Below are 25,446 nucleotides of genomic sequence, written 5' to 3'. Positions count from 1 at the left end.
GTCAAAACTCACTCATAGTATCCCAAGCCGCTTCGCCCGCTCCAGCAACATCTTCACTGATGATGGCTGCCAGCTTGTCCGGCCGCGGGGTGTGCGCTCACGCATGTTCTCCAAGCGGGCGCAGATGGCCTGAAGCGTAATGTCGGGATCGGCGCCCTTGATACCCGCGACGATGGCGGGCAGGCGATCATCTCGCGCACGCGGGCCCGCGCGATCAAGCACGGTCGCGGGGAGGAACCCATCGCGGACGTAGGCGTTCACAGCGCGCAGCAGACGGCTTTGCGTCCAGCGCCGGGCCTCGGGTAGGGGGCCGTTGATGATGCGCACCACATCTTCCCAAGCCAGATCGGGGCGCAGCCGACGCACATGGGGCACCCAGTCCTGCGCAGTTTCATTCAGGCGTTCCATATATCCGTCCTGTCGCGCCAGTCGGACCTTGCGTAGCGCAGCCGGATCCCGGGCGCGCAGGCCAGGGTTTCCGCCGACCCGCCCCTTTGTTCGTGCGCTGGCAAGCCCAGCCTTGGTCCGTTCACGGATCAGGGCGCGCTCGAACTCGGCTGCTGCACCCAGAACCTGCAGCGTGAACTTGCCCTGCGGGGATCCGGTGTCGATCGGGTCCTGAATCGAGCGGAAGAAGGCGCCCTTTGCTTCCAGCCGTTCGATCACCTCCAGCAAATGCGACAGCGACCGCGCCAGCCGGTCGATGCGCACCACCACCAGCGTATCGCCCTTGCCGATCCGTTCCAGCACCCGCGCCAGCACAGGCCGCGCACGATCACCGCCAGAAGCCTGTTCCTCATGGATTTCGACACAGCCCGCTGATTTCAGCGCCTGCGACTGGGGCAGGGGGGTCTGATCCTCGGTCGATACTCGCGCATAGCCTATCAACGGCATCAAATCCTGCCTTTTGCAGTTAAGGATACGGCTAATAAACGACCGTTTGTAAACGAACGCAAGCAAGTGTTTTCTCGTCGTGCTGGTGCACAATCCCTTGGTTTACTTGCGCTGAGCGCGATCTGAGAGGTTCCGCCGGCGGTCGCGCGCGCATACTATATAAAGAGCATGGGCAATGGCCACAAAATCGCTTGGGTAATGTGCATAATACTAATATTATGCACATATGAAGCCGCAAGCATCTACTTTTCTTGATGATTTCGACGACCCCCTCATCACTACCGAGGGGGATGAGGAGGCTCACGAAGACGATCTCTGGTTCCTGCCGGGGCCGCTCGAAGAAGGACCGGATGATTTGCCTCCCGGGCCACGGGCGGAACCGCCTGATACCTCGGTCATCGACGATTGGACAAAGGCAGAGGGGACTCACGCTGCGCGGCTGGCAAAGGTGGCTGGACGCTTGGGTGCGCTGGATGACCGGTTGCTGCGTGGCCCGAATGGCTGGCGACACAGACTGGCACTGATCGAGACGGCAGACCTCAGCTGGCTTGCAGGGGATCGGGTGAGTTCTGACCGCCTCGCTCTTTGGATATCAATGCGATTGTCTGGCGCGCAGGATGATCCGGAAGCGCTGGCCCGAATTGGGTGGGCTGTTCGTCGCCTGACAGGTGGTCCCGGCCCGAAGGTCGATCTTGCAGCGTTTCTTGACCGCCGCGATCCCGAGAACATCGAGGACAGCGCCGAGCGTTTCGAAGATCGCGCGGGCGGATGGCAAGCTGTGATGACGGCAGCTTCCGATCTGCACCCAATTACACGCGCCTGTATGGGATATCACCTTTGGAGCATGGCGGGTCTCGGGCAACACGGCGACCAGATCGAAGCGGCCGTCACAGCTGCCAGGATCGCGGCCAGCGACGGAAGCGGTGCCGTCTTCGCACCGCTGGCCATGGGTGGGGCAGGGGGGCTGCGTGCCTCCGGCTTGCCGTTAGAGCGGTTGGACCGCTGGCTGGATGGCATGGACAGCGCCATTTTGACTGCGATGCGTCATCTGGATGGCATTGAAGAATGGGGCGTTCGCGCGAAGAGTGCGATGGCGCAACTGTCGGGTCGTACACCTGTAGCGTTGCGCAAAGTCCTCACGGAATGGCCTTTGACCTCGGCTCCTATGGCCGAGGCCTTGACCGGTGCGAGCCGTGCTGCTGTGCAACGCAATCTGATCAGGCTGGAAGAAAGGGGCTTGATCCGTGAGATGACAGGGCAGGGGCGCTTTAGGATGTGGCGGATCGACATCTAGGTGCTTTGACAAACCCTGCGCCAACCCGGCCTTGCGGGAATGCAGCCATTCGTTCTGCGCGCAGAGAACGACGGCAGAGAGTCTGACCCGGTCCTTACAATTTCGTGCTGCGCGCACAGCGTGGAAAATGCGGCAAGAGCGAAAAAACCGATGCCGCCACGCAGCGGAAGAAACAGCCCTTCATGCGGCTCGCAGCGTGGATCAAACGTAGAATTTACAGGTCGCGGGACCCTGCTGCCGTTTGAGCCGGATGGCTGGACGGCCGGTGTCGGCGCTTCGCGACGTGATTTTGAAAAATGTTGAGCAATCCTCGAGATTGCGAATGGCATCGTTGATCAGCCGCGACTGCTCCGGGCGAATGCCGTGCCACATGACACTGACCACCCGACGCAGGCGTCGTCTGCAAATTGGTGTTGGCGCTCTGGATCGAGGAGCAGAGCGAAAAAAGTTCCCGAGACCTCCCTCCGGCTCTTGAAGCTCTAGTAGCTGTAGCTCCTATCTTGCGGATCAAGGGATGATTCGCTCCGGGAGAGACCGATGCCGCATGACGGGCACAAACACGACCAGGCCAATGGCCACGATCACAAGCACGAGGGCGAGGGCGAGGGCGAGGGCGGTGCCTGCTGCGGCTCGGGCGAGGGTGCAATGTGCGGCGACATCGGCCCGGTCGGCGATGTTGACGCCAAGGGCCGCAGCTTTCGGGTGAACGGGCTCGATTGCGCCGAGGAGGTGGCGATCCTGAACCGGGTGCTGGGGCCTGAGGTCGGCGGCGAAGAGCATCTGGCCTTTGATGTGATCAACGGCCGTATGACGGTGCTTGATACCGGCAAGGCGATGAGCGACGAAAAGGTTATCAAGCTGATCGGTTCCACCGGCATGAGCGCCAGCCTCTGGGATGCCGAGAGCGCCGCGGCCAGCCAGGTCGCGCATCTGAAACGGCAACAGCTTTTCACCGCGTTGTCCGGCGGGTTCTGGGCGGTGGGTTTCGGCTATCACATCGTCGAAACCGGATTTCAGGGCGCAATCGGGATTTTTGCCGGGCATGGCGAAGCGGCGATGCCGCTGGTCGAGAGCCTGCTGTTTCTGGCCGCGATCATCTTCGGGGCCTGGCTGGTGGCGCCCAAGGCGTGGTCGTCGGCGCGCAGGCTGTCGCCGGACATGAACCTGCTGATGGTCGTCGCGGTGACCGGCGCCATCTTCCTTGGCGAATATTTCGAGGCCGCGACGGTGGCGTTTTTCTTCTCGCTGTCGCTCTATCTGGAAAGCTGGAGCGTCGGGCGCGCGCGCAATGCGGTGGCCGCCCTGCTCGATCTCGCGCCGCCCACGGCGCGGGTGATCCGCGAGGACGGCACCGAAGAGGACGTGCTGGCCGCGCAGGTGGCCGTGGGCGACCGGTTCGTGGTGCGCGGTGGCGACCGCATTCCGCTCGATGGCGAGGTGCTGGACGGGATCAGCGGCGTCAATCAGGCGCCGATCACCGGCGAAAGCGCGGACGTGACGAAAGAGCCGGGCGACGAGATCTATGCCGGCACCATCAACGGCGTGGGCACGCTGACGGTGCGCGCCACCAAACCGGCCTCGGACACGGTACTGTCGCGGATCATCCGCATGGTGGGCGAGGCGCATTCGCGGCGCGCCAATGTCGAACAATGGGTGGCCAAATTCGCCCGCGTCTACACGCCGATCGTGATGGTTCTGGCGATCGCCATTGCATTGCTGCCGCCGCTTCTGGCTGGCGGCGCCTGGGACTACTGGTTCTACAACGCGCTGGTGCTGCTGGTGATCGCCTGCCCCTGCGCGCTGGTCATCTCGACCCCGGTGTCCATTGTCGCGGCGCTGGCGTCATCGGCGCGCAACGGCGTGCTGATCAAGGGCGGCGCCTATGTCGAGGCACCGGGACGGACAACTGCGCTGGCGCTGGACAAGACCGGCACCATTACCGAGGGCGAGCCCGAGGTCGCCTCGGTGCATCCTCTGGGCGGCACCTCGAAGGGCGAGTTGCTGAAGGTGGCTGCGGCGCTGGAGGCACGGTCCTCGCACCCGCTGGCACGCGCCATACTGGCGCAGGCTCAGGTCGCCGGAGTTAATAGCGATGCGGCCGAGGACACTAGCACGGTGCCGGGCCGCGGGGTCGAGGGAAGCTTTGGCGGCCGCAAGGTCTGGCTCGGCTCTGACCGGTTCGCCGCCGAGAAAGGCGTCGGCAGCACACTGCCCGACGAATTGCGCGAGCGGATCGAGGGCGCGGGCAGCACATTGGTGGCCGTTGGTGACGGCGAGACACTTCTGGGCGTGCTGGAATTGCGCGACCGGATCCGCGAAGACGCCAAAGGTATCGTGGCGCGCCTGCACGCACAGGGTGTGAAGACCATTGTCATGCTCACGGGCGACAATGAGCGCACGGCGCGCGCCGTGGCCGCAGAGGTCGGCATCGACGAAGTGCGCGCCGAGCTACTGCCCGAACAGAAGGTGGACGCCATCGAGGAACTGGTCGCAACCCACGACATGGTGGCGATGATCGGCGACGGGGTGAACGACGCGCCGGCCATGGCGCGGGCGCATTTCGGCATCGCCATGGGGGCCATCGGCTCGGATGCGGCGGTCGAGACCGCCGACATCGCGCTGATGACCGACGACATCGGCAAGGTGCCGTGGCTGATCGGCCATTCGCGCCGGACGATGTGGATCATCCGCCAGAATATCGGGATGTCGCTGGCGACCAAGGCGGTGTTCGTGGGGCTGACGGCCTTTGGCATGGCCTCGATGTGGGGCGCGATTGCGGCCGATGTCGGCGTGTCGCTGCTGGTGGTGATGAACGCGCTGCGGCTCCTGAACGGCAAGGCCGACAGCGGCGCGCCGAAAGGCGGTGAGCGAGTTGGCGAAACCGCGGCAAAGGGGGCGCTGGCGCATGGTCATTGAACTGAAGGAAACGGGAAAGGAGCCCGATAAAAACATGAATGCAAAAGGCAGGATGATGTGCCCGGTCTGCGAGGTGCCCTTGAGCATGGCGGACCGGCAGGGGGTGGAAATTGATTTCTGCCCTGAGTGCCGCGGGGTCTGGCTGGACCGGGGCGAGCTGGACAAGATTATCGAGCGCAGCGCGACCGAAATGGCACCGCCGCCGCGCGAACGGGAACGCGACCGGCGCGGCTATGACAATGATCCGGGCGACTATGGAGGCCGTGGTCACGGCAAGCATGGCAAACACGGCGGATACGGCAAGCATGGATCCCGCCGAAAGTCCTGGCTGATGGAAATCTTCGACTAGATACGGCTATTAAAGCGTTTCGGGATTAAGTTGGATCACAACTTGATTTCGAAACGCTCGCGACATCAACATGTTATGCGCGTTTTGCGTTAAACCTGTGATTCAACTTTAACGCAAAACGCTTTAGATGCGGCTATACGTGTGCAACAAAGCGACGGGCGGGCTCCGGAAACCGGTGTCCGCCCTCAACAATGGTAAGGGCCGGAGATGGGCGCAGGACGCAGCGAAGAGATAACCGATGCCGCATGATCACGGCTCTGGCCACACCCATATAGACCCGGCATCCGGTGACCGGCGCGTTGCAATCGCGATCTGGGCGAACGGTATTCTGACCGTGGCGCAGATCGTTGGCGGGATTTTCGCAGGCTCGCTGGCGCTGATCGCCGATGCGATCCACAATTTCTCGGATATGGCCGCGTTGGTCATCGCCTTCGGTGCCCGAAAAATCTCGCGCCGCCCCGCCGACGACAAGATGACCTTCGGCTACCAGCGGATCGAGATCGTCGCCGCACTGATCAACTATACCACGCTGATCGTGATCGGTCTCTATCTGGTCTACGAGGGCGTGATGCGGATGGTCGACCCGCCCGAGGTTCTGGGCTGGTGGGTGGTGATCCTGGGCGGCGTGGCGCTGGTCGTCGATACGCTCACGGCCATGCTGACATATTCGATGCAGAAGGGCAGCGTGAACATCCGCGCCCTGTTTCTGCACAATCTCTCGGACGCGCTGTCCTCGGTCGCGGTCATCATCGGTGGCACGCTGATCCTGCTCTATGACATGCGCTGGATCGATCCGGCGATCACCATCGGTATCGCCGTCTACATCCTCTATCTTGCCTTCACCGAGATCGGCGGCACCATCCGCCTGCTGATGCTGGCCAGCCCGCCCCAGATCGACAACGAGGCGCTGATTGCCGCGGTTCTTGGCGTTCAGGGCGTTCAGGACATGCACCGGGTGCATTTCTGGCAAGTCGACGAACAACGAATTTCCGTGGACGCGCATATTGTCGTCGCCCGCGACCACTGGGACCGGCTGGAAGCGATCAAGAGCGATATCAAGGCAATGCTGGCAAGTGAGTTCGGCATTCGCCACTCCACGCTGGAGTTCGAGCACCCCGATCACCCGCATCCGGGCGCGGCAATCTATGGCCACGACTGACCGCGGTCAGCCTTCGCGCCGGTGCGGTCTTCTTGATGCGCGATATTCGGACACAAGCAGCAGAGCGACCCCGCTGACCACCGCGACGTCCGAGAGATTAAATGCAGGCCAGTGCCAGCCGCCTGCGTAGAAATCCAGAAAATCCGTCACTGCACCGAAACGCAGGCGATCGGCCACATTCCCAAGTGCGCCACCGATGATCAGCCCACAGGAAACCGCTTCCAGCCGGCTTTGCGCCCGCATAAGCAGGACTGTTAGCCAGACAACAATGCCGAGGGCAAGCGCCGAAAGCGCCCACCACGGTACGCCGCCCAGCAGGCCGAAGGTGACGCCGTCGTTGCGCAGATAGACCAGGTTGAAGCCGGGAAACACCGGAATTCCGTCCGCCAGGATGCTTCTGTTGGCGACGACGATTGCCTTGCTGATCTGATCGGCGGCAAGGGCTGCAATTACGCCGGACAGCCCCAGGGTGCGGGGTGACATCATCCGCATCGTGGGTCAAAGCCCGCATGATGGGTTCGCGGAGGAGCGGGGCTTGCCGATGTGAGTGTCAACGAACCTGCCATCATTCTTGCGGCCCTCTGGCGTCGGCGGCAAGGATCGGAACATCGACGATAATGTCGTCGCCGTCGTAGAATTTCAGCCGCAGCGGCAGTGTTTCGCCCTCGACCAGCGGTGATTCGACATCAATCAGCATCACATGCATGCCGCCGGGCTCAAGTTTAAAAGTCTCGCCCGGGGCGACTCTCAGCTCTGGTGCGGCGCTCATCCGGGCCGTGCCCGTCGTGTCGAATTCGGTCTTGTGCAACACTTCGATCGACGCGCGGTCGGCGCGCACACCGATCGGCCCAAGGGGCCCGAAGCTGCATATTTGGGCTTTTTAAGGACCATTTGGAGAACAAAAGGCTGATTGACGGCCTGACCTGATGCTGGATGATGCTTGCGTCTGGAGGGGTCATGACAGAGCAAGCATTTGCCTCGGTGTGGGGGCTTTCGTATTCAGATTTTGGGTTTCTTAACCGGTTTGGGGCGAAGTCGCGGGTCGCGATTGCATGCCAACTCCTCTTTTTTCGCCAGCATGGCCGGTTTCCTGCCGACCGCGACGATCTTGATCCTGATGTGATCGCTTACGTTGCGGACCAGATTGGGGTGGCTGACGATCTTTCCTACTCGTATTCCAGTGATACCGCGCGGCGGCAACGTGCGGGTATTCTCGATTTTCTTGGGTTTCGCCGGGCATCTGATCGTGATCGCGGCAAACTCCAGGAATGGATGATTGAACAGCTTGGTGGGCGAGACCTGAACTTAGCAGACTGGATCGAACGCGGTTTCGGTCAGGCGCGACAAATGGGCGTGTTTGTTCCTTCAGAGAAGATCATGGAGCGCCTTGCCCGCGCTGCCCGCCGGGATTTTCGCGAGAACTTCTTGACGTTGGTGGCATCCCAGCTGTCGATCGAGACGGCGGAGCAATTGGAGCGGGCACTCGCTGAGCCGTTAGAGGATACGGGTTTTCAACGGCTGAAGGATGATGTCGGAGCCGCGACACTCGACAGCGTGCTACTGGCCGCGCAAAAAGCGTCCTTTGTCGAGGAGCTTGGGCTTCCGTTGGAATTTCTGACCAGTGTTGAGCGCGGTTGGGTAACGCGCCTTGCGCGTCAGGTGGAAGGTGAAACCGCCTCGGAAATGCGCCGCCACGCCCCAGAGCGGCGGCTCGGGCTGTTGGCTGTCTACCTGATGTACCGTCGATCGCAGCTGATCGATGGGCTCATTGACCAGCTCCTGGAGGTGGTCCATCGTCTGGGAACACGGTCTCGTCGCAAGGTTATTCAAGGCATTGCGGCAGATATAGGTGCGGTTCACGGCAAGGAGCGTTTGCTTGTTGATATAGCTACAGTGGCATTGGAGCATCCTGAGGGTCGGATCGAAGATGTCATCTTCCCTATCGCCGGAGCGGCCAAACTCCGGGCAGTCATCGACGAACATCGCGCCAAGGGCACCTTGGATGCGCGCATCCAACAGACCATGCGCAACTCGTATGCCAGCCACTACCGCCGTATGCTGCCACCCCTGCTCAAGGCATTGCGGTTTTGCTCGAACAACGCGGTGTGGCACCCGATACTGACAGCCTTGGACCAGATTGCCAGGTTTGCAGCTTCTGGTCGCCGTGTTGTTACAGAAGATGACATCCCGTCTGGGATCATCCCGGGAAAGTGGCGTCAAGCCGTCATAGATGAGCATGGCCGGGTTAACGTCGTGTCCTTCGAGCTCTGTGTGCTGACGCAGCTGCGAGACCGTGTCCGCGCGAAGGAAATCTGGATTGAGGGCGCTGACCGCTACCGCAATCCGGATGATGATCTGCCGGGAGATTTTTCTGAACGGCGTGACGCCTACTACGCCGATCTGGGGCTGTCACGTGACGCGCAGAGCTTTGTGGCTGGCGTGAAGGCTGAGTTGGAACAGGAGCTTCACCTTCTGAGTGCGACTTTGCCGGACAATGACAAGGTGCGTTTGAGGTGGGGTGGGGAGAACCGGATTTCCATTACGCCCTTTGCACCGGTTCCGGAGCCGCCTGGTCTGGCGGCTCTGAAAGCCGAGGTTGCCCGGGCGTGGCCAATGACAGGCTTGCTTGATGTCCTCAAAGAAACTGCCCTCGACACCGGGTTTTTGAACAGCTTTCAGACCTCGGCCAGCCGGGAGGCTCTGCCACCTCCCGTGCGGGATCAGCGCTTGTTGCTCTGCCTTTACGGCTTGGGAACCAACGCGGGCCTGAAACGCGTGGCCGCCGGTTCGCCCGATGTTAGCTATGACGAGCTCAAGCATGTTCGGAGGCGTTATATCGATCCGGCTTCCTTGAAGGCCGCTTGCGCGCAGGTTGCCAATGCTACGCTTGCAATCCGCGAGACGGAAGTCTGGGGCACGCCCGGTACGACCTGTGCCGGCGATTCCACCAAGTTCGGGGCTTGGGATCGTAACCTTATGACGGAATGGCATGCACGCTATGGCGGGCGTGGCGTCATGATCTATTGGCATGTCGAGCGGCAGGCGACGTGCATCTATTCGCAACTGAAGCGGTGCTCGTCTTCCGAAGTAGCGGCCATGATCGAGGGCGTCTTGCGGCACTGTACGGACATGGAAATCCAAAGACAGTATGTCGATAGCCACGGTCAGAGCGCGGTTGGCTTTGCCTTTTGCCATCTTCTGGGCTTTGAGCTTGCACCCCGCCTCAAGGCCATCGCACGCCAGAAACTTGCCCTCCCAAACGCAGGCATGCGCGGTCAACTACCCAACCTTTTGCCGATCCTGTCGGGTGTTGTCGACTGGGGTGAAATCGAGCGCCAATACGATGAGATGGTCAAATATGCAGCGGCTATGCGCCACGGAACAGCCGACCCAGAAGCCATCCTGCGCCGGTTTGCCCGGTCCGATGTAATGCATCCGACCTACAAAGCGCTGGCGGAGCTGGGACGTGCCATCAAAACAATTTTCCTATGCCGCTATCTGCGTTCGGAGACCTTCCGGCGGGAAATCCACGAAGGGTTGAACGTCGTGGAAAACTGGAACAGCGCCAACAGCTTCGTATTCTTCGGCAAGGGCGGCGAAATCGCAACCAACCGTGTGCGGGACCAGGAAACCGCAGCGCATGCGCTGCACCTGTTACAGTCGTCATTGGTCTACGTGAACACGCGAATGGTGCAATCCGTCCTGCGTAACCCCAATGTGGTCGCACGCTTGTCCCCTGAGGACTATCGCGGCCTGTCACCGCTCATCTATCTACACATCAACCCTTATGGCCGCTTCGAGGTCGATCTGGATAAGCGGATCGATTTCGGGCCCTTGGCCGCATAGAGGCGCTCATGGCGAAGAAAGAACCCCAGGTCCTACGACTGAAAATCACCCTTGAAGATGTCGATCCCGCACCGTGGCGGGAGATCGAGATCAGGTCGGACAAGACCCTCCCACACTTGCACGATGCCATTCAGGCGGCTTTCCTGTGGTACGATATGCACCTGTGGGATGTCGAGATTGGTGACCGGAAATACCAGATGAAAAGCGAGGACTTCTGGAGCGAGCCGATGTTCGGCCCGCCGGTGATGGAGGTCACCACGAAGAAGCTGGAGCTCTTTTTGAACAAGAAGGTCCCGCCCGTGATCTACACCTACGATTTCGGGGATGACTGGGCGCATCGCGTTGAACTGGTCTCAAAGCGTCCAGTCGTGCCGAATGAACCTTTGCCGCGTTTTGTGGGCGGTCAGTGGGCAACCCCGCCGGAAGATATCGGAGGCCCGCCCATGTACGAAGTCTTCAAGGAAGCGCGTGGGGATGCGAAGCACCCAGAACACGATTGGGCGAAGGAAGCTGGATACGTTGACTGGGCTCATGATGAAATCCACGCCGATGCTGTCAGTGAGCAGTTCGCGAAACTGCAGAGGCAAAAGACACGGCGGACATCACGTTGGGTTATGGAGGGCTAGAAGCGTCACTTAGAGTATACCCATAATGACGGCGCGCATAAACACCGGAACATGCGATTTGCGTGTTCACTTTGGGTCTGTTTCGAGGTAGTGAACACATCATGTCAGAGGCACACCCAAAATGAACAGATCGAGCCCCAAAATCGGCTATGCCCGAACATCGACCGTCGATCAGAACCTCGATGCCCAAATTGAGGCGCTGACAGCCGCAGGATGTGGGATGGTGCGCCAAGAACAGCGCAGTGGCGCGACGCTTGAAGGCCGCCCTGAATTGAAAACCATCCTCGACTTTATTCACCCAGGCGAAACCCTGGTGGTGACGCGGATCGACCGGCTTGCCCGCTCAATGCAGGATCTTCAGACCATCGTTGCGCGGCTGAAAGAAAAGGGCGCGCATCTGGCGGCCACCGAACAGCCCGTGGATACCTCTACGGCGACGGGCAAAGCGTTCTTCGACATGCTTGGCGTCTTTGCGGAGTTTGAAACCAATCTCCGCCGCGAGCGGCAGGCTGAAGGGATCAAGGCCGCGAAACGCAAAGGGGTCTATCGCGGTCGCCCACCCAAGATCGACATGGCCACCATTCAGGCCAAGCTTGGTGCAGGCCTCTCTCCAACGGAAATTGCCCGCGAAATGGGGATCTCGCGCGGTACTGTCTATAAAGCAAAGGCTGAAATGCTGACGGGCAACGATATCGTAGAGGGGCGGACTGCATGAAAAAGCCCCCACGCAAGCGACAGCCTTCAGCGCCCAAGGTGCCTGTGCAAACAGGGGCCAAGGTCCCACCACCACGCAACCTGACCCCTGAGCTTTGCGACCGGCTGCGCCGGGACATGATGAAGGCCTGCCTCGCCGTGGCAGAAACCCACGGGCTGACGGTCGAAGGCGGGGATCTCTCGGATATCGATCTGCGCCATAGCTTCGAGATCAGCTTCCGCGTCGGCATCCCGCAAGAGAGCGGCGAGATCTACTCACCAGAGAAGGCCCTGTTCGAGGTGCTCGCGCCTCATTTTGGCCTGGAGCCCGAGGATCACGGCCGCACCTTCCGATCGAAGGATGAACTCTTCCGCATCGTCGCCATCAATCCAAACAGGCCAAAATATCCGATCAGCGCAGAGCGCGTCTCCGATGGCCGAAGCTTCAAGTTCCCCGCCGAAAACGTCGTCATGTACCTGCAGCGCTCAGGCGCATAGCTTGTACGCCTTTTGTCCCATCAAACGATCAAATATGCACGCTCGGGCCTGTTACGCCAATTCCGTCAGAAGCGCTGCCAGGCTGTAGGCTTTCGCAATGGTCTGTGTTGTTGCGCGGACGTAGCGCGTGGCTTTCGCGCACCCGACGGCATCAGTTCAGTCTGGCTGTCAGATAGGTATTCCGCGCAACAGGGCCATGGGCACCGTCATCAGACCTGCCTTGCACATATCTGGCCCGCGATGTGGCCTATGCGCTGGAGACGAGTGATGACATGCTCCCCTTCCGCCTCAAGCTGTGGCTCGGCAAAGTGTTCGCTCTTTCAGAGGGGATTCGTGACGTCGTTGCCTGCATCCTGATGCCGCGCCGCAACTCTCAGGTTCCTCGCTGCCGGAAGATGCGGAAGGCGACGAGGAAAAGCGGCGCGCCGATGGCGATCAGTGACAGCGCGCTCGGCCAGAGCTCGCGGATCCCTACGCCTTTGAGGAAAATCCCCAGAGTCACGTCCATGTAGTGGCGCAATGGGCTTGCCAGGGAGGCGATCTGAAGCACTTTCGACATGCTTTCGATCGGCGCCAGCGTGCCAGACAGGAACATCAACGGAAAGAGCCCGAAGAACGCCAGCAGCAGCGCCTGCTGAAGCGACCGGCTGACGCTGGCGATCAGAACACCGATGGCGATGGCGCTGAGCAGGAACACTGCGGTGAGGCCGAGGAAAAGAAGCAGACTGCCGCGCAGCGGGATGCCGAACCACCAGACGATCAACAGGCTGGGAAAAACCGACAGAAGTCCCATCACCAGCGTCGGCAGGGTCTTGGCGACGAACAACTCAAACGTCCGGATCGGCGTGACGCGCAATTGCTCGATCGTTCCCGCTTCCTTCTCGCGCACAATGGACGCGGCGGGATGGATCACGCCGACCATCAGCGCGGCCAGCGCCACCATCGACAGCACGATAAAGGCGGTAAAGGTCTGGTCGGGGTTATACCAGACCCGCACCATCGGCACCGGTCCGACCGCAACCCCACCGCTGTTGCCGCCATTGATTGAGAAGCGCCCGACGATCTCGAGGGCGTAGCCCCGCGCCTGGGCCGCCATGTTGGAGTTCGCCCCGTCCAGCAGCAGTTGCAGTTCAGGCGTCCGATCATTCTGAAGTTCGCGCTGGAACCCCGGCGGCACCACCAACGCCACCCGGGCACGTCCGTCCTGCAGCCAGGCACCGGCCTCGGTCGCGCTGGCGGGCCGGCCAGCATCGGCGAAGACGTCCGTTGCGAGAAACTCCTGCACCAGGGTGCGGCTTTGCGGGCTGCGGTCCAGATCGACGACTGCCAGCGGCATGTTCTCGACCTCGAAGGACAGCGCATAGGCGCAGATCACGACCTCGATCGTGTAAAGCCAGAGGATCAGGATCAGGATCAGCGGATCGCGCAGGAGCTGGATCAGCTCCTTCACCAGCAGACCTGCGAGACGTGCGCCCATCACGCCACCTTCTTTTTAAAACGCCAGACCGCGAGCGCAAAGATCACCAGCGTATAGGTCAGCAGCAGCAGCACCGACGGCCACAGCTCGGCCAGGCCCGCCCCTTTCAGAACCACACCGCGCGAGAAATCCACGAAATATTGCGCAGGGAAGAGCCGCGTGTAGAGTTGCAGCACGTAGGGCATGGTGAAGATCGGAAACAGGAAGCCGGAAAACAGGAAAGACGGCATCAGCGAGAGGATCAGTGTCAGCAGCATGGCGACAAGCAGACTGCTGGTGATCGTCGAGACGAGAAGGCCAATCCCGACCGTGGTGAAGACATAGATCATGCCGACCCCGAACAGCAGACCGAGACTGCCCTTCAGCGGAACCGCGAACCAGAGGAAACCCACCGCGATCACCATGACGATCTGCAGGAACGCGATCAGCCCGTAAGGGATCAGCTTGCCGGACAGGAACTCCACCGGCGTCACCGGCGAGGCGAATATCTGCTGGATCGAACCGGTCTCCTTTTCGCGGGTGATCGCGAGAGCGGTCAGAAGCGGCGGGAAGGCCATGAGGATAACGCCGAACAGGCCGGGCACAACAAAGTTCACACTACGCAGCGCGGGATTGTACCAGACGCGCGCCGCCACTTCGATCGGCGGTGCCGTCTGGACACCGAAACCGGTGATGATCGCGTTGGCATAGGCCGCCACCAGATTGGCGGTTGCCGAGAATGTCCCATCCACCAGCGCCTGAACCGGAGCGGGTTCCCCCCCGCGAGTTGGTCCGCGAAACCTGGCGGAATGATCAGCGCAAGCGTGACGGCACCGCGCTGCAACGCGGTCTCGGCCTCGATTGCGCTTTGGTAACTCTCGGCCATGGCGAAATACCCGCTGGCCAGAAAGCGATCGACAAGCGCCCGGCTTTCCGCCGACCGGTCATGGTCGAGCACTCCCATCGCGACGTTGTCCACATCGAACGAGATCGCGTACCCGAACAGGAACAACATCACCAGCGGTATGAGCAACGCCACCGCGACGGTAACTGGATCCCGGACGATCTCCTTCGTTTCATTCTCGACGATGGCGAAGATCCGCGACAGCTTCATGAGGCGGCTCTCTCCGACTGCGGCCTGGCCCGCTCGCGTTCCATGAAGGCCAGAAAGACATCCTCCGCCGTTGCCAACTCCCGCCCGGGAAAATGCGCGCGCAGTGCCGACAGGTCACCGATGGCGATCATGCGACCCATGTCCATCAGGCCAAGACGGTGACAATAGGCCGCTTCCTCCAGATTATGGGTGGTCACGAGAACCGTCATTCCCCTTCGGCGAGGATCCGGATCAGGCGCCAGAACCGGAACCGCGCCAGCGGATCGACGCCCGAGGTCGGCTCATCGAGGAACAGCGCCGCCGGGCGGTGCAGGATGCTGCAGCCAAGCGCCACGCGCTGGCGCACCGCACCGGAAAGACGTGCCACCATCTCACCATGCTGGCCACCGAGTCCGGTCATCTCCACCGCCCAGCCGATCGCCTCGCGCGCATCGCGCCGCGACAGTCCGTATGCGCTGGCGAAGAATGACAGGTTTTCGCCAACGGTCAGATCGGGATAGAGCGAAAACCGTTGCGACATGTAGCCGATGCGCTGCCGCAGTTGACCTTGGTCCGACGTGACCTCCACGCCCGCCACCGTCGCGCTGCCTGACGAGGGCGGTAACAGCCCGCAAAGCATGCGGATCAGCGTCGTCTTGCCCGCGCCGTTCGCTCCGAGCAGACCGAAAATCTCGCCCGGTGCGATGGTGAGGGTGACATCTCCCACCGCGACGAAATCGCCGAAGCGGCGGGTCAGCCCCTTGGTTGCGATCTCTCCGGTCTTGCCTGTTGCGGCACGGGCGGCGGGCCGGGTCGCCACAGCGGTCTCGGCTTCTCCCGGTACGGACTCATCCCCGCGCAGGATCGTGAACACGTCCTCCATCCCCGGCTCCGCCAATGCGAGCTGTCCAAGGGCGTCCATACGCGCCTTCTCATCCTGCGAAATATCTGCGCCCGGCTTCATCACGAAACGCACGCTGTCGGCGCGCCACTGGATGCCCAAGACCCCGGCCATTCCGTGCAGTGCCGCCTCGGCTTCCGCTGGCCGGTCCGAGACGATGGAATGGACCAGCCCCTTCGCCTGCGCGCGCAGTTCGTCGGGTCGCCCGAGCGCCATCAGCCGGCCGCGGTCCAGAAACGCCACGCGGTCGCAGCGGTCGGCCTCGTCCATGTAGGATGTCGAAAGCACGATCGTCGCTCCCTCGCTGCGGAAGTCGTCGAGGATTTGCCAAAGCTCCCGGCGCGAGAGCGGATCGACCCCGAGCCCGGGCTCGTCGAGAAGCAGTAGCGGCGGCTCGTGGATCAGGTTGGCGCAGAGTGCGAGCTTCTTGCGCATCCCCCCCGACAGCGCCCCCTCGCGCCGGTCGAGAAAGGGCGTCAGCCCAGTCATGTCGAGCAGTCGGCGGCGTCGGGCCATGTAGTCCCCGCCCGGCACACCGCGGATCTTGGCGGCGAAGGACAGGTTCTCGGCCACGGTCAGCCGGTCGTAGAGTGTGAAACCCTGGGCCATGTAGCCGATCTTCGACGTGATCTGCGCAGCCTCGTTCACCGTGTCGTGACCCAAGACCTGGCACCGACCTTCGCTGGGATCGAGGATCGCCGCGAAAAGTTGCAGGAGCGTCGTCTTTCCGGCACCGTCCGGCCCGACCAGGCCGACGATCTCGCCAACACCGATCTCGATGTCGATGTCGCTCAACGCCAGGACTGACCGATACCGGCGCCCGAGCCCCTCTGCTTCAATGACCATGTCGTTCGTTGCCATGGCGGACCCTTTGCTATGTCGGCACGAACAGCCGGTCGGGCCATCCGGCATCGGGTTGCCACAGGATCCAGACATCGGCCGGCATCCCCGGTTTCAGCACGCCGTCGGGATTGTCGATCACGAGCACCACGCCGAAGACCAGACGCACCCTTTCGTCCGGCATGTGGATGTCACGCGGCGTGAATTGCGCGGTCTGATCGACCCTCGCGACCCGTGCCTCGAACAGCCGGTCGGGGAAGGCATCCACGCGCAGGCGCGCGGGCGCGCCGAGCTCCACCTGTCCGATCCGGCTTTCGGGAATGAACACACGGACCTCCGCGCTGGTAAGATCGAGCATCGTGACCAAGGGCTGTCCCGGTTGAACGAATTCGCCCGGTTCGACCGCCCGGATCAGCACGGTGGCGGTCAGCGGCGCGGTGATGCGGGTCTTGGACATCTGATTGTCGAGAAGGTCGATCTCGCGCCGCACGGCGATGATGCGCTTGCCCATCGCGGTTGTTCCAGCCTCAAGCGCTGTCACATTACCTTGCGCGGCGTGAAACGCATTCTGGGCGATGTCCAACGTCTGGGCCGGGACCGTACCGCGTTCCTCGAGTTTCCGCACCCGGTCCAGCTCGATCTCGGCTGTTCCGAGATGATGCTGGGCTACTTCCAGTTCGCTTTCCGCGCGCCTGAGTTCCGCCGCAAGCGCTTCAATCTCCGCTTCCGCGCGGGCTTTGTTCAGCCTGGCATCGGTGTCGTCGAGCCTCACCAGCAAGTCGCCCTCGGCAACCAACGCGCCTTCGACGAGATTGTTTTCCACGACGCGGCCGGCCACTTCGGCGGAAACCCGGATTTCCGTGCCCTCCACGACGCCATTTGCGTAAAGAACCTGCTCGGGAAGCGGTGCGGGTCGGAGAAAGGCATAAATGCCGTAGGAGCCCCCGGCGATCACGAGAAGTACGAGCGCGGTCCAAATCCAAGTATTGCGCATCGGGAACTCCTTTCAGAATAAAGACACCGGATTCCGAAGACGGCGCAAGGCGGCACCAACGGCACCTCGATCATTGAGATCGATACGTCATAAAGGCACTCGGGACAAGTTACGGGAGTATATCCGAGTAGTTAGCACGGTCAACCATCCCGCGTTGTGCAGTGTGCCATCAAACACAACATGTAGTGTGTCGAGTTTTTCACCAATATCGGCCGTTTTGGCCGCCCTGCCCTGCCCCACGCAGGATCAACCGCTTAGACGTGACAAAATCCCCCGGCAAAACCTTTGCAGTTTTGGCAGGTTTTTGTCACAGTGAACCATGATTATCGGATATGCCCGCGTCAGCACGGACGACCAAAACCTTGATACCCAGACCGATGCGCTGACAGCAGCCGGAGCTGGCAAACTTTTCGCAGACAAGATCAGCGGATCGAAGCGCCAGCGGCCAGAGCTGGACAGGATGCTGGACCAACTCCGCGACGGCGATGTTGTGACCGTCACCAAATATGACCGCCTGGCTCGGTCCCTCAAAGACCTTCTGGAGATCGTGGAGACCATCGGCGAGCGCGGTGTCGGCTTCCGGTCCCTGGCCGAGGACATCGACACGACGACACCGGCCGGCCGTCTTGTGTTCCACGTCTTTGCATCCATCGCGCAGTTCGAGCGAGAACGGATTTCCGAGCGGACGAAAGAGGGTTTGGCGTCAGCTCGCAAGCGCGGACGGATCGGTGGCAGACCCCCTGCCCTGTCAGCCGCCCAAAAAGTCGAAGTGCGGCGTATGAGGGACCAGGACCACCGCGCTGTTCCTGAAATCGCGCGGCTGTTTAAGGTCAGTGAACGGACGGTGCGGCGGGCTTGAGCGGTTGCCGAAGCAGTGCCTTGACGTTTCGTTTGGTTTTCGTATATACAAAAACTATGATAATGATTGTCTGGGATGAGCCGAAACGGCAGGCCAACCTTGCACGGCATGGGTTGGATTTTGCTGACCTTGATGAATGGTTTTTCCTCGACGCCGTGACGGTCCCTGCAAAGGAAAACCGTTACATGGCTATAGGGCGCATGAACGATGGCACCATCGCCGTGGTCTTTGCTGTTCTGGGAACGGAAGGCGTGTCGGTTATCTCCATGCGCCCTGCAAGCCGCAAGGAAAGGAGCCTGCTATGAATGCCAAGAAGCACACACCTATCTCTGACGCGGAGGAAGCCCGCATTCAGAAGATGATTGCCAGCGATCCTGACGCAGCTGAGGTGACAGACGACCAAATCGCCAAGGCAAAGCCATTCACGGAGGCTTTCCCGGCCCTAGCCGAGAACATGCGCAAAAATGTCGGCGGACGTCCACGGTCCAAGAATCCCAAAGTGCCGGTGTCGATCCGGCTGGATCAGGATGTGGTCGCAAAGTTCAAAGCGACAGGTCCAGGCTGGCAAAGCCGGATCAACGATGTGCTGCGTAAGTCGGCGGTTCAGTAAGCCAAGCACTGGCGCGGTCAGATTTGTTTTGCTGGACGCCAAGCCTCTATAGATTACACCACTGTGTCGTGATAGGATGAGTATATACTCATTTGAGTAAAAACTCATTTACACAAGGTGGCTGACTTGCCGATTATCTCGATACTGAATCCCAAGGGTGGCAGCGGTAAAACGACTATCACCACGAACCTTGCCCGTTCGCTGCACGAGCGCGGCCACAAGGTTCTGATAGTCGATTCCGATCCGCAGGGCAGCGCCCGAGACTGGCACGCGGCCAACGAAGAGAACCCCCTGCCCCTTGTCGCGCTGGACCGGGCAAACAACGTCAAAAGTCTGCCGAATGTCGCCGCCGCCTACGATTTTGTCATGGTGGATGGCGCGGCCAAGCTGGAGGACATGATCGCCGCGAGCATCAAGATCACCGATTTCGTGTTTATCCCGGTGACACCCAGCCCCTACGACCTGTGGGCCGCATCGGACCTGGTGGAGTTCATCAAGGCCCGTCAGGAAGTGACGGACGGCAAGCCTGCGGCGCGCTTCATCATCAGCCGTGCAATCGCCGGAACACGTCTTGGCGACGAGATCGTCACGGCACTCGCGGAACAGGGGCTGGGTGTGTTCACCACACATATCACGCAGCGGCAGGTCTATCCCCAGACCGCGAGCGAAGGAGGCACGGTATTTGACAGCAAGAACGCCGATGCCTTGGCGGAGGTAAACGCCCTGACAGACGAAATTCTCGCCTTCATAGACGGGGAGGGTGCGTGATGGCACTTTCGAGCAAACGACCGAGCCAGCGCGACGAGATCAAGTCGAAGCTACTGAGCGACGTGACCGAAACGAACGAGAAGAAGCGTCGTCTGAACGCGGAGATCGAGGACTCGCTCTATCGCCGCATCAAGGGGCGGGCAGCGGAAGAAGGCCGGACTATATCCAGCATCACCCGCGATCTATGGGTTGAGTATTTGAGTAAATGATCTTTTGAGTAATTACTCTACCAGCCATTACGGCCTCTCTTTTTATACCAACTCTTGCAGAACCCAAGAAACGCGGCATCCGGGTTCTTCGGAGGCTCTTTCTGTCTTGCAGCGTAGGTTCGCCATTCCCCGACAAGGACATTGATGTCCCATGTCGGCGCAAGCTCCCGCGCCCGTTCGAGTGTATCCGGTGATAGAGGCAGAATGTAGCCGCCGGTCAGCCGATCCTGTTGGGGCTTGGGACCGTTCAAAATGTTGGGGTCATGCCGCTTTAAGGAGTGGCGGTTTTGGGTTCAGCAGGCTTGCCACATAGGGCGATCCTTCGGTTTCAGGCGGGACGTATCGGGTTCGATCCGGGAGATCACCGTTCAGCATTGCAGCGCGCACTTTCAGCAGATAATGTGCGCCGGTTCGTGACCATCGCATCTGCTGTTTCTTGACGAACCGTTTGGCTACGAGCGCGTTCACGCTTGCTTCTGCCGGTGATGTTGCAATGCGTCGTCCTGCGCGATGGCGTTCAGCGTAGTTGATAACTGATTGACTGTTTCGGCTAATATAGGTGCTAAGTTTCTCCAGGAGCTTGTCTGCGCGTTGGGCCCAGAAACAGTGACCTGTCTCTGAGGAAAGCGCCTTTCTGACGAGAGCTATCAGATCCAGAGCACGCTTTGGTTGGCCGTTCCAAAGTCTCCATTTGATACGGTCGATGTCTTGCTCGAACAGACCATAGCCCTCGGGTACAGTCAGTGCTATCTGGGCCAGCGGCTGAAGTTTCATTGAAATATGAAACCAGTCGAGAATGTGAGTGGCCGGCTGCGGCAACATGCCAGTCAGGCGCTTGAGGCATTCTTCGCCGTCCGAGATCACAGTAATCTCCCCTCGACCAATATATCCCTGGTCGTTCAAAGCCAGTGAGGCGGTCGCATCCAACTCAGCCAACTGTGTCCCCTCGAACACAAAGAGCGGTCCAGGGCTGTCGCCTCGACCGCCACGTCCGCAATGACCGACAACCGCCTCAAATGTGCGCCCGCCCCAATTCTTCACCAAGGGGATATGCGCGGTGTCGACGGTGAAGATGAATTCGCGCGCGGGATCGTCCTCCATCTGCAACTCCAGTTGGGTGCGGTCTTCTTTAGCCAAGAATTCGTTCCAGCGCCGACTGCGTTCAGCGTCTTCGATGCGCTTTCCAACCGAAAGCGTGCGATGGCGAAGGGTGGTAAACTTGCGCGACATTTGATCGGGGAGGAATGTCGACAGTATGTCCGATGCCTCGCGGTAGGGCAGCTTGGCACCAAGCCTCGCCGACAGCTCCATCAGTTCGGGCGTGGCGCGATCAGGACAAAGATCCGCGGCTGGAGAGAACGTGAAACAGGCCCATGGGGTGCATCTTTGGCAGATCATCAGGCGAGGAGAGGTCAACGGAACTGCGCCAAAAACCGTCAGTATCTTCCGTGTCCGGTAGTCTTTGATTGGCAGCTGACCACCACAGCACTGACAGATGCGCCGGTAGCGTACCCAGAGATCAAGCTCGCGCTGCACGACAGCCTTCTGGATTTCACGCATGATCTCTTTGCCGTCCTCGATCGAACAGCCGATGCGACCGTCAGTCAAGCCATCAAGATCCTTCTCAAACAGGAACTCCTGCCGATACTCCTCACCGGTCAGATCGACCGCTTCTACCGTGATGCGCCAATGCATGATTCCCTCCGCCTTGAGTAAAAAATGGAAGCTTTCCACGGCCGGTCAGAAATTGCACCCCAGACAATTGAACGGTCTCGATGACGATCGCGGCCATGATAACGGGTCTGTTTTTTGCCACTGGATACTCGCTTGTTGTGATGATTCGGGCGTGTTTTTTATTCTTGCGACGCGCCTGAACCCTAAATCATCCGCATGCGGTTTCACAACCGGATTGAACGGCGCATCCGTTACAGAACGATGTTGTCCACCCGTCCGAGCCGACCCCGGGCAAAGTCATAGGAAAGGCCCAGCAGGCCCAGAACTGAATCGATTTCGGGCTCATTTCTGGGCGCATAGACCATGACAGCCGTGGGCGGGATCATGCCCGCCGCAGCCATCGGATGTGGCTCTGCCCAGCCAAGATCGACGATCTTCGGCACCGCATCCTCTGGCAGCATCATGTGCAGGCTACCGTCCTGCGGCGGATGGACATGGGCGAACTCGGTGCCGATCATGAACGCCTCGCGGCAGCCGCAGCCGCGCCCGTGTTCGAGGCAAAGTGCCTCGGCCCCCGGCACCGAGATCATCGAGGGCTGGCGGATGACAAAGGGGAAATCGAAGGCCCTGTCCCTGAATGCCTGAGCTGTCGCGGCATCTGGGTTCTGACTGATCTGGGTATGCGGGGCACAAGGCGTGGTGACGGGCCTTGGCCCCTCGCGCGGCGGGATATTCAGCATGACGGGGCCTCCTTGGGTGTCGTTTACGCCTGCCCGCTCAGTGCGGGCGTGTTGGCCAGCAGGAAATCGCGGACCGATTGTGGCTTTTGCCCGGTCAGCTTTTTCACGTCATCCGAGGCCACGTCGAGATTCCCCTTGGCAACGGCGACATCGAAGGAGGAGAAGACATTCGCCATGAACTCCGGCAGGCCGTGTTCCTTCATCGCCTCAACCAAGGCGTCGCGCGTGATCGGGACGTAGGGGATCTCCTTGCCGGCAACTTGGGACAGTATCGCGGCGATCTCGGCATGGCCGACGGCCTCGGGTCCGGTGATGTCGCGCAGGGTCGATCCGATCTCGGACAACAGGGCCGCTGCGGCGGCGCGGGCGCAATCGGCGCGCGTGACATAGCCCGCCTTGCCGTCACCCGCCGCCGCGTAAAGCGCCCCCGCGCCAATCGCCTGCGCCCCGCTCATCAGCAAGAGATCGGCGTAAAGACAGTTGCGCAGGATCGTGTGCGGGAGGCCGGTCTGCTTGATCAGCGCCTCGCTCTCGCGGTGATCGGCGGCAAAGGTGATCGGGCTGCTTTCATCTGGATTGGTGAGCGACGTATAGACGATATGCGTTACACCGGCCTCCTGCGCGGCGGCGATTGCATTGCGATGCGCGGCAAGCCGCTTGCCCGGCTCAAGGTCGTCCGTCGAGATGATCAGCAGCCGCCCGCCACCGGCAAAGGCCGCGCCAAGCGTGGCCGGATCATTGAAATCGCCCGCCCTGACCTCAACCCCGCGCGCGCGCAAATCGGCGAGCTTGTCGGGCGTGCGGGTGATGGCGACAACGGGATTCGCGCCCTTCGCAAGCAGGTTCTCGACGACCTGACGGCCAAGCTGACCGGAGGCGCCGGTGACGATGAAGGGGCCTTGGATGCTATCGGACATCTTGTGGTTCTCCTTTTGCGTTTTCTGTTCAACCGAAGCGGAAGGCGCTTTCGACAGCGCCAAGAACGTGATCCTCCAGCGTCTTGCGACCGATATCGTTGCCCGCCGCGCCCACCACGATATGCAGTGGGATCAGATGCTCTTCGCGCGGATGGGCATCGCGACCGCCCGGTGCGTCTGACCAGTGCACGAGCCTGCGGTTGCGTTCCTCGGGATCGGGACAGGTCATCACCTCGGTCAGCCAGGCGTCGAACGCGCCGCCAACGACGGGGCCGCGCGGCCCGCCACGCAGGCTTTGCATCAGCACGCCCATGTTGTGATAGGTGTTGCCGCTGCCGAGGATCAGCACGCCATCATCGCGCAGGGGGCCAGGGCCTGACCGAGCGCAATGTGGCGCGCGGGGTCCAGATCGCTGGCAACCGACAGCTGGACGCAGGGAATGTCAGCCTCTGGAAAGGCGACCTTGAGTGGCACAAAGACGCCGTGGTCAAAACCCCGTGCGGCATCCTTCGCGGCGGCAAGACCGGCGGCGCGGATCAGGTCATGCACGCGATCGGCCAGCGCCGGATCGCCGGGGGCGGGCCAGGTCAACTCGTAGGTATGCGGCGGAAAACCGCCATAGTCGAACAGAAGCGGCGGGGTGGGACTTGTCTGCACGGTAAACGCGGGTTCCTCCCAGTGACCCGAGATCACCAGAAGCGCCCTGGGGCGCTCAGGCAGTGTGCCCGGAAGATTCTCCAGAAACTGCCGGTGTCGGTCCCATTCATCGGGCGGAGTCCAGTCCATGAAGAAGCAGGGGCCGCCCCCGTGGGGAATGAAGAGCGTGGGCTGGCGGGCCATGTCCGATTGTCCCTCCCGGTTGCCAAGGTAACCCTCGAGTGCCTGTATCAGGAGGTGTAATAGTTGAGTTATGGAAAAAATTAAAGTAGGGACGATAAAGTAACCATCTGGGAAGGAAGCGCACAGCGATGTCCAAAACGCCGCCACAGTGCCCGATGGATGCGATCCTGCGGCTGCTCATGGGGCCGTGGACCACCTACATCATCTGGGTCCTGAACGATCAGGGGCCGCAAAGGTTCGGGGTGCTGAAGCGCTCTGTGCCGGGGATATCGACCCGAATGCTGACCGAGCGTCTGCGGATGCTGCAAGGTGCCGGGGTCATCTGGCGCGAACAGGCCGAGACGATCCCGCCTGCGGTCACCTATGGCTTGACGCCACGCGGGAACGACCTGCGAAGCGTTCTGGACGCACTGGGAACTATCGCGGAACGCTGGAAAGCTGAGGGGGTGTTTCAGGACGATGACTTGGGCGCTGTTTGACTGCGCCAGCCCGAAAAACGCGTGCGTTTACCAGCTTTGGGCGGTGCCGATTCATGACGGTTGTGTTTGTGAGCTACGCAGCGCCGCTCGGCTTTTGCGAATGACAGTTGATGGACCTGTTGGACGCCTTTGAGCGCGGCCAGTCATGTTGCACTGTGCGTTCGTTATCACGTTTTGGAACCAGGTGATCGCCATGAGAGAAAGTAAAGTTGCCGATGTGCTTAGAGGGGCGAGGGAGGTCTTCTTGAAGTGCGGCTTCGAAGGCGCCAGTGTCGATGCCATTGCCGAACAAGCCAAGGTTTCGAAGGCGACCCTTTATGCGCATTTCCCAAGCAAAGACAGGCTTTTCTTAAGCGTTTTACAAGCTGAATGCGACAAACTTTCAGAAGAAATCTGTCGTCCGCTTTCAAGCTTGGGCGATGCACGAGGTGCCCTTGAAGAACTCTCGCGGCGCATGATCGGGCTGGTCATGGATGAGGGTTACATTCGTCTCCTTCGCGTTTGCATCGGCGCGGTTCCGGTTCTGCCGGAGGCAGGCGAAATATACATGGATGCAGGCCCGACGCGCGCCATCACACACGTCGCGCAAATACTCAAAGACTTGCACGAAACGAAATCACTGAACGTTGAAAACGTTCAAAACGCCGCCAGTCAGTTCATTCACCTGTCCATCTCCGGCGTCATCATGCCGCGATTGCTGGCCGTCGACCAGCCCGTCGATGCATCTGAGCATTCAAAGAGGGCGGTTGACGCTTTTCTGGGGGTATATGGCCGACGCAATGACTTATAGC

The 25,446-nt window shown here is 60.8% G+C and carries 28 protein-coding genes and 2 pseudogenes; 16 read left to right on the top strand and 14 right to left on the bottom strand.

The features are described from left to right. Positions 1-12: 12 nt before the first annotated feature. Entirely contained in the window at positions 13-894 is an 882-nt protein-coding gene (locus tag FTO60_RS16735; protein ID WP_012187060.1) for a recombinase family protein, read from the bottom strand. Between the two features lie 226 nt (positions 895-1,120). Between FTO60_RS16735 and FTO60_RS16730 the strand changes: the two genes are divergently transcribed. Beyond that, entirely contained in the window at positions 1,121-2,188 is a 1,068-nt protein-coding gene (locus tag FTO60_RS16730; RefSeq protein WP_148057216.1) for a hypothetical protein, read from the top strand. Positions 2,189-2,389: 201 nt separating this feature from the next. Here the strand turns inward: FTO60_RS16730 and FTO60_RS17780 are convergent, their stop codons facing one another. Continuing rightward, positions 2,390-2,560: a hypothetical protein gene (locus FTO60_RS17780; protein WP_172623944.1), complete on the bottom strand. Its 171-nt coding sequence runs from the start codon at positions 2,558-2,560 to the stop codon at positions 2,390-2,392. A gap of 357 nt (positions 2,561-2,917) precedes the next feature. Here FTO60_RS17780 and FTO60_RS16725 point away from each other — a divergent pair, with 357 nt between their 5' ends. From FTO60_RS16725 to FTO60_RS16715, 3 genes are all read left to right on the top strand, one after another. Further along, positions 2,918-5,104, top strand: coding sequence for a cation-translocating P-type ATPase (locus FTO60_RS16725; protein ID WP_148057256.1), 2,187 nt, complete (start codon positions 2,918-2,920; stop codon positions 5,102-5,104). Positions 5,105-5,138: 34 nt separating this feature from the next. Then, positions 5,139-5,453, top strand: a complete 315-nt coding sequence (locus FTO60_RS16720) for a zf-TFIIB domain-containing protein (protein WP_148057255.1) — start codon at positions 5,139-5,141, stop codon at positions 5,451-5,453. Positions 5,454-5,691: 238 nt separating this feature from the next. Then, positions 5,692-6,612: a cation diffusion facilitator family transporter gene (locus tag FTO60_RS16715; protein WP_148057215.1), complete on the top strand. Its 921-nt coding sequence runs from the start codon at positions 5,692-5,694 to the stop codon at positions 6,610-6,612. Between the two features lie 6 nt (positions 6,613-6,618). Here FTO60_RS16715 and lspA read toward each other — a convergent pair whose 3' ends face one another. Both lspA and FTO60_RS16705 read right to left on the bottom strand, forming a co-directional pair. Continuing rightward, positions 6,619-7,098, bottom strand: coding sequence for a signal peptidase II (gene lspA, locus FTO60_RS16710; protein ID WP_204157086.1), 480 nt, complete (start codon positions 7,096-7,098; stop codon positions 6,619-6,621). Between the two features lie 79 nt (positions 7,099-7,177). After that, positions 7,178-7,450, bottom strand: a complete 273-nt coding sequence (locus FTO60_RS16705) for a copper chaperone PCu(A)C (protein WP_172623943.1) — start codon at positions 7,448-7,450, stop codon at positions 7,178-7,180. A gap of 119 nt (positions 7,451-7,569) precedes the next feature. Here FTO60_RS16705 and FTO60_RS16700 point away from each other — a divergent pair, with 119 nt between their 5' ends. From FTO60_RS16700 to FTO60_RS16680, 5 genes and pseudogenes are all read left to right on the top strand, one after another. Further along, on the top strand, positions 7,570-10,458 hold the full coding sequence (locus FTO60_RS16700) for a Tn3 family transposase (protein WP_148057213.1): 2,889 nt from the start codon (positions 7,570-7,572) through the stop codon (positions 10,456-10,458). Positions 10,459-10,466: 8 nt separating this feature from the next. Beyond that, the gene (locus FTO60_RS16695; RefSeq protein WP_148057212.1) at positions 10,467-11,084 is read left to right on the top strand and encodes a plasmid pRiA4b ORF-3 family protein; all 618 of its coding nucleotides are present in this window, start codon (positions 10,467-10,469) and stop codon (positions 11,082-11,084) included. A 121-nt stretch (positions 11,085-11,205) separates the two neighbouring features. Further along, complete coding sequence (locus FTO60_RS16690) at positions 11,206-11,799, top strand: recombinase family protein (protein WP_148057211.1); 594 nt, start codon at positions 11,206-11,208, stop codon at positions 11,797-11,799. After that, positions 11,796-12,275, top strand: a complete 480-nt coding sequence (locus FTO60_RS16685) for a hypothetical protein (protein WP_232237270.1) — start codon at positions 11,796-11,798, stop codon at positions 12,273-12,275. Before FTO60_RS16690 ends, FTO60_RS16685 begins: the two co-directional genes overlap by 4 nt. Before the next feature lie 156 nt (positions 12,276-12,431). Beyond that, positions 12,432-12,622 (top strand): annotated as a pseudogene (locus FTO60_RS16680) (IS66 family transposase); the annotation flags it as partial. 26 nt (positions 12,623-12,648) lie between these two features. Here FTO60_RS16680 and FTO60_RS16675 read toward each other — a convergent pair. The 6 genes from FTO60_RS16675 to FTO60_RS16655 are packed head-to-tail and all read right to left on the bottom strand — an operon-like array spanning position 12,649 to position 17,559. Next, entirely contained in the window at positions 12,649-13,752 is a 1,104-nt protein-coding gene (locus FTO60_RS16675) for an ABC transporter permease (RefSeq protein ID WP_108693633.1), read from the bottom strand. Next, positions 13,752-14,450, bottom strand: coding sequence for an ABC transporter permease (locus tag FTO60_RS16670; protein ID WP_368074274.1), 699 nt, complete (start codon positions 14,448-14,450; stop codon positions 13,752-13,754). The genes FTO60_RS16675 and FTO60_RS16670 overlap by 1 nt, the downstream gene beginning before the upstream one ends. Further along, positions 14,345-14,845 carry an ABC transporter permease gene (locus FTO60_RS18060; RefSeq protein WP_368074273.1) on the bottom strand — a complete coding sequence of 167 codons (501 nt, stop codon included), beginning with the start codon at positions 14,843-14,845 and terminating at the stop codon, positions 14,345-14,347. Before FTO60_RS18060 ends, FTO60_RS16670 begins: the two co-directional genes overlap by 106 nt. Then, positions 14,842-15,054, bottom strand: coding sequence for a hypothetical protein (locus FTO60_RS16665; protein ID WP_148057210.1), 213 nt, complete (start codon positions 15,052-15,054; stop codon positions 14,842-14,844). Before FTO60_RS16665 ends, FTO60_RS18060 begins: the two co-directional genes overlap by 4 nt. Then, a complete protein-coding gene (locus tag FTO60_RS16660; protein WP_172623942.1) occupies positions 15,051-16,586 on the bottom strand; it encodes an ATP-binding cassette domain-containing protein in 1,536 nt (511 codons plus the stop codon). The genes FTO60_RS16665 and FTO60_RS16660 overlap by 4 nt, the downstream gene beginning before the upstream one ends. 13 nt (positions 16,587-16,599) lie before the next feature. After that, the gene (locus FTO60_RS16655) at positions 16,600-17,559 is read right to left on the bottom strand and encodes an HlyD family secretion protein (protein ID WP_148057208.1); all 960 of its coding nucleotides are present in this window, start codon (positions 17,557-17,559) and stop codon (positions 16,600-16,602) included. A gap of 319 nt (positions 17,560-17,878) precedes the next feature. Between FTO60_RS16655 and FTO60_RS16650 the strand changes: the two genes are divergently transcribed. The 5 genes from FTO60_RS16650 to FTO60_RS16630 all read left to right on the top strand — a co-directional run bounded on the left by FTO60_RS16650 (position 17,879) and on the right by FTO60_RS16630 (position 20,005). Next, on the top strand, positions 17,879-18,418 hold the full coding sequence (locus tag FTO60_RS16650) for a recombinase family protein (protein ID WP_148057207.1): 540 nt from the start codon (positions 17,879-17,881) through the stop codon (positions 18,416-18,418). Between the two features lie 56 nt (positions 18,419-18,474). Then, positions 18,475-18,723, top strand: coding sequence for a BrnT family toxin (locus FTO60_RS16645; protein ID WP_148057206.1), 249 nt, complete (start codon positions 18,475-18,477; stop codon positions 18,721-18,723). Further along, entirely contained in the window at positions 18,720-19,028 is a 309-nt protein-coding gene (locus FTO60_RS16640) for a BrnA antitoxin family protein (protein ID WP_148057205.1), read from the top strand. The genes FTO60_RS16645 and FTO60_RS16640 overlap by 4 nt, the downstream gene beginning before the upstream one ends. Before the next feature lie 126 nt (positions 19,029-19,154). Continuing rightward, the gene (gene parA, locus FTO60_RS16635; protein WP_148057204.1) at positions 19,155-19,796 is read left to right on the top strand and encodes a ParA family partition ATPase; all 642 of its coding nucleotides are present in this window, start codon (positions 19,155-19,157) and stop codon (positions 19,794-19,796) included. Beyond that, a complete protein-coding gene (locus tag FTO60_RS16630) occupies positions 19,796-20,005 on the top strand; it encodes a hypothetical protein (RefSeq protein WP_148057203.1) in 210 nt (69 codons plus the stop codon). Before parA ends, FTO60_RS16630 begins: the two co-directional genes overlap by 1 nt. A 261-nt stretch (positions 20,006-20,266) precedes the next feature. Here FTO60_RS16630 and FTO60_RS16620 read toward each other — a convergent pair whose 3' ends face one another. The 4 genes and pseudogenes from FTO60_RS16620 to FTO60_RS16605 all read right to left on the bottom strand — a co-directional run bounded on the left by FTO60_RS16620 (position 20,267) and on the right by FTO60_RS16605 (position 24,176). Further along, positions 20,267-21,700, bottom strand: coding sequence for an ISKra4 family transposase (locus tag FTO60_RS16620; protein ID WP_148057202.1), 1,434 nt, complete (start codon positions 21,698-21,700; stop codon positions 20,267-20,269). A 230-nt stretch (positions 21,701-21,930) separates the two neighbouring features. After that, positions 21,931-22,419: a luciferase family protein gene (locus FTO60_RS16615; RefSeq protein ID WP_065334266.1), complete on the bottom strand. Its 489-nt coding sequence runs from the start codon at positions 22,417-22,419 to the stop codon at positions 21,931-21,933. A gap of 23 nt (positions 22,420-22,442) precedes the next feature. Next, positions 22,443-23,336: an NAD(P)H-binding protein gene (locus FTO60_RS16610; protein WP_065334271.1), complete on the bottom strand. Its 894-nt coding sequence runs from the start codon at positions 23,334-23,336 to the stop codon at positions 22,443-22,445. Positions 23,337-23,364: 28 nt separating this feature from the next. Next, positions 23,365-24,176 (bottom strand): annotated as a pseudogene (locus tag FTO60_RS16605) (class III extradiol ring-cleavage dioxygenase). Positions 24,177-24,331: 155 nt separating this feature from the next. Here FTO60_RS16605 and FTO60_RS16600 point away from each other — a divergent pair. After that, positions 24,332-24,655 carry a helix-turn-helix domain-containing protein gene (locus tag FTO60_RS16600; protein ID WP_008282859.1) on the top strand — a complete coding sequence of 108 codons (324 nt, stop codon included), beginning with the start codon at positions 24,332-24,334 and terminating at the stop codon, positions 24,653-24,655. Between the two features lie 193 nt (positions 24,656-24,848). Then, positions 24,849-25,445 (top strand): TetR/AcrR family transcriptional regulator, encoded by a 597-nt coding sequence (locus FTO60_RS16595; protein WP_227513888.1) that lies wholly within the window; start codon positions 24,849-24,851, stop codon positions 25,443-25,445. Position 25,446: the final 1 nt, after the last annotated feature.

The sequence above is a fragment of the Octadecabacter sp. SW4 genome, from assembly GCF_008065155.1.
Classification (GTDB): Bacteria; Pseudomonadota; Alphaproteobacteria; order Rhodobacterales; family Rhodobacteraceae; genus SW4.
This window is presented reverse-complemented; position numbering and strand designations above follow the sequence as displayed.

Excerpts from the sequence above, each read along its gene's own strand:
- FTO60_RS16655 (WP_148057208.1), bottom strand. The coding sequence starts at position 17,559 with ATGCGCAATACTTGGATTTGGACCGCGCTCGTACTTCTCGTGATCGCC.
- FTO60_RS16610 (WP_065334271.1), bottom strand. The coding sequence starts at position 23,336 with ATGTCCGATAGCATCCAAGGCCCCTTCATCGTCACCGGCGCCTCCGGT.
- FTO60_RS16595 (WP_227513888.1), top strand. The coding sequence starts at position 24,849 with ATGAGAGAAAGTAAAGTTGCCGATGTGCTTAGAGGGGCGAGGGAGGTC.
- FTO60_RS16720 (WP_148057255.1), top strand. The coding sequence starts at position 5,139 with ATGAATGCAAAAGGCAGGATGATGTGCCCGGTCTGCGAGGTGCCCTTG.
- FTO60_RS16650 (WP_148057207.1), top strand. The coding sequence starts at position 17,879 with ATGATTATCGGATATGCCCGCGTCAGCACGGACGACCAAAACCTTGAT.
- FTO60_RS16690 (WP_148057211.1), top strand. The coding sequence starts at position 11,206 with ATGAACAGATCGAGCCCCAAAATCGGCTATGCCCGAACATCGACCGTC.
- FTO60_RS16715 (WP_148057215.1), top strand. The coding sequence starts at position 5,692 with ATGCCGCATGATCACGGCTCTGGCCACACCCATATAGACCCGGCATCC.
- FTO60_RS18060 (WP_368074273.1), bottom strand. The coding sequence starts at position 14,845 with ATGAAGCTGTCGCGGATCTTCGCCATCGTCGAGAATGAAACGAAGGAG.
- FTO60_RS16735 (WP_012187060.1), bottom strand. The coding sequence starts at position 894 with ATGCCGTTGATAGGCTATGCGCGAGTATCGACCGAGGATCAGACCCCC.
- FTO60_RS16700 (WP_148057213.1), top strand. The coding sequence starts at position 7,570 with ATGACAGAGCAAGCATTTGCCTCGGTGTGGGGGCTTTCGTATTCAGAT.
- FTO60_RS16675 (WP_108693633.1), bottom strand. The coding sequence starts at position 13,752 with ATGGGCGCACGTCTCGCAGGTCTGCTGGTGAAGGAGCTGATCCAGCTC.
- FTO60_RS16660 (WP_172623942.1), bottom strand. The coding sequence starts at position 16,586 with ATGGCAACGAACGACATGGTCATTGAAGCAGAGGGGCTCGGGCGCCGG.
- FTO60_RS16630 (WP_148057203.1), top strand. The coding sequence starts at position 19,796 with ATGGCACTTTCGAGCAAACGACCGAGCCAGCGCGACGAGATCAAGTCG.
- FTO60_RS16620 (WP_148057202.1), bottom strand. The coding sequence starts at position 21,700 with ATGCATTGGCGCATCACGGTAGAAGCGGTCGATCTGACCGGTGAGGAG.
- FTO60_RS17780 (WP_172623944.1), bottom strand. The coding sequence starts at position 2,560 with ATGTGGCACGGCATTCGCCCGGAGCAGTCGCGGCTGATCAACGATGCC.
- FTO60_RS16645 (WP_148057206.1), top strand. The coding sequence starts at position 18,475 with ATGATAATGATTGTCTGGGATGAGCCGAAACGGCAGGCCAACCTTGCA.
- FTO60_RS16615 (WP_065334266.1), bottom strand. The coding sequence starts at position 22,419 with ATGCTGAATATCCCGCCGCGCGAGGGGCCAAGGCCCGTCACCACGCCT.
- FTO60_RS16695 (WP_148057212.1), top strand. The coding sequence starts at position 10,467 with ATGGCGAAGAAAGAACCCCAGGTCCTACGACTGAAAATCACCCTTGAA.
- FTO60_RS16600 (WP_008282859.1), top strand. The coding sequence starts at position 24,332 with ATGGATGCGATCCTGCGGCTGCTCATGGGGCCGTGGACCACCTACATC.
- FTO60_RS16640 (WP_148057205.1), top strand. The coding sequence starts at position 18,720 with ATGAATGCCAAGAAGCACACACCTATCTCTGACGCGGAGGAAGCCCGC.
- FTO60_RS16730 (WP_148057216.1), top strand. The coding sequence starts at position 1,121 with ATGAAGCCGCAAGCATCTACTTTTCTTGATGATTTCGACGACCCCCTC.
- FTO60_RS16665 (WP_148057210.1), bottom strand. The coding sequence starts at position 15,054 with ATGACGGTTCTCGTGACCACCCATAATCTGGAGGAAGCGGCCTATTGT.
- lspA (WP_204157086.1), bottom strand. The coding sequence starts at position 7,098 with ATGATGTCACCCCGCACCCTGGGGCTGTCCGGCGTAATTGCAGCCCTT.
- FTO60_RS16685 (WP_232237270.1), top strand. The coding sequence starts at position 11,796 with ATGAAAAAGCCCCCACGCAAGCGACAGCCTTCAGCGCCCAAGGTGCCT.